Here is a 1,781-nt window from a genome sequence, read left to right on the forward strand (position 1 = left end):
TGGCCCGGCGCGTCCGCCGCTTCGATCGTTGAGGTCTACGCGCCGAACGCGCCTACCGGGGGCACAACATGTCGGGTCGCGTCAGGCCGCACTCGGCCCGCCAACCCACACAGATCGAGAAGGGACCACTTTTCACCGCAGTTCTGACGCCAGGCATTCCATTGGAGACACGCGAAGTGGGCGTTGTGGGGCGCGTCGATGCGCGCGCCTGCGTATGCGCCAGTCGCTCAATGACGCGTGGGCCCGGAATTGCTGGCCGACCCAATCATCTGGCGCCGTGCCCGCGTGCAGTCGAGAACGACCCGGTTGATCTCGATCTCTGTGATCCGGGTCAGCTCCCGCAGATGCTTCATCGTCGTGGCGATGTCAGAGAGTTCTGCGGGCTTTCTGGGATCAATGGCGACCTCATGGACCCCCGCGATCATGGCGCACACCTCGCCGAGCGTGTCGAGCGCCGCGGATGCCTTTGTTGGCAGGTCGAGTTCTTCAGCACCGGAAAACAGCCCCTCGACGAACCCATCGAGTTCCTGCCGACGGATCAGTGCCAGCTGAGCAAGCCCGTCGCGCGTGGGCGTAACCGTTGGCCGCACCAGCCGGAAGGGATCGCTCCGCTTCTGGTGGCGCGTGAGTGAGTTCCAGAGACCGTTGACAAGAACGCCGATCAATTCGTTGACGGCGTCGAGGCTTTCAAATTCGGGCAGTTCTCCGCCCCACAGGTTTTTTACTACGGAGATCGGTGAAGCTGACATCGCTGGCGTAGCGATGTTGCCCAGAAAGCGAGTTCGGATTTCGTGAAACGGAACTGGGCAAGCATCGGTTTCGAGCAGAGCCAGAATCTTCTTCTCGTTGGCTATGACAGGCGGTTTTCTCTCTTGCCGCACGCGGCAATCCTTTCAGGCACGAACCCTGCTCGCTCCCTTATTCACTGATCGGGCGGCGAAACGCCACTCGGCGTCAACCCGGATAGCTCCCAGTCTATTCGAACACGGGATCCATCTGCTCCTCCCACGGCAACTCTGTCACCGCCATCAGATCATTGATCGATATGGCGGGCGGCTGACGGGTGATGACGAGAGTCTCAAGGACGCTCGGGGACAGATACGCCAACCGGATCATCCGTCCCACGAACCGGTCGGAGACCTTCTCGGTGGCGGCGATATCCTGGATTGTGGAAGCGGAACCGGTTTCCAGCCGCCGCCTCCAGCCCCATGCTCGGCCTATGGCGCGCAGGACATGCGGGCTCTGTGATTGATCCTCGCTGGGCCTGTAGTCGGCGGGTGGCATGATTTTCGGCCGCCCGTTTTTCTTCCGGACCTTCAAAGGGATCAGGACGCGGATCGTATCGTGATCCTCGGTCATTCAGCGGCCTCCATCTTGCGCGGCGCGAGCATCTCGCGGATCATGCTGTTGACTCCTTCGCGCCGAATGTCGACCTCGAGCCCCGCAGCGGTGACGGTGACGCGCCTGACGAGAAGCTGGATGATCCGTGCCTGCTCGGCTGGGAACAGCTGCCCCCACAGCTCGTCGAAGTCATGCAGTGCCGCGATTGCATCGGCTTCTGAGGTCCCGCCCTGTTCTCGTTTCAGGGACGTCAGCATCTGCGTGACGACCTCTGGTGTCTGCAGGATGCGGCGGACCTCGGTGACGACGGCGTCCACGACTGTCAATCGGCAGGCAATCTTGACCCCCTATCGGCATCCAAAAATGACCCCCTCGGAGCGCTCGGGTAGTTGGCCCGATGCGGTGTAGCCCTCATACAGCGCAGCCGTATCGGGCCAGCG

At 62.0% G+C, this 1,781-nt stretch carries 3 protein-coding genes; all 3 read right to left on the reverse strand.

Annotated features, from left to right (window positions below; translation table 11 throughout):
• Positions 1-227: 227 nt before the first annotated feature.
• The 3 genes from ROA7023_RS23415 to ROA7023_RS23425 all read right to left on the reverse strand — a co-directional run bounded on the left by ROA7023_RS23415 (position 228) and on the right by ROA7023_RS23425 (position 1,658).
• Positions 228-881, reverse strand: coding sequence for a hypothetical protein (locus ROA7023_RS23415; RefSeq protein ID WP_085881339.1), 654 nt, complete (start codon positions 879-881; stop codon positions 228-230).
• A gap of 94 nt (positions 882-975) precedes the next feature.
• Positions 976-1,359, reverse strand: a complete 384-nt coding sequence (locus ROA7023_RS23420) for a hypothetical protein (RefSeq protein ID WP_085881340.1) — start codon at positions 1,357-1,359, stop codon at positions 976-978.
• Entirely contained in the window at positions 1,356-1,658 is a 303-nt protein-coding gene (locus ROA7023_RS23425; protein ID WP_085881341.1) for a hypothetical protein, read from the reverse strand. The genes ROA7023_RS23420 and ROA7023_RS23425 overlap by 4 nt, the downstream gene beginning before the upstream one ends.
• Positions 1,659-1,781: the final 123 nt, after the last annotated feature.

This window comes from Roseisalinus antarcticus, assembly GCF_900172355.1.
Taxonomy (GTDB): Bacteria; Pseudomonadota; Alphaproteobacteria; order Rhodobacterales; family Rhodobacteraceae; genus Oceanicola; species Oceanicola antarcticus_A.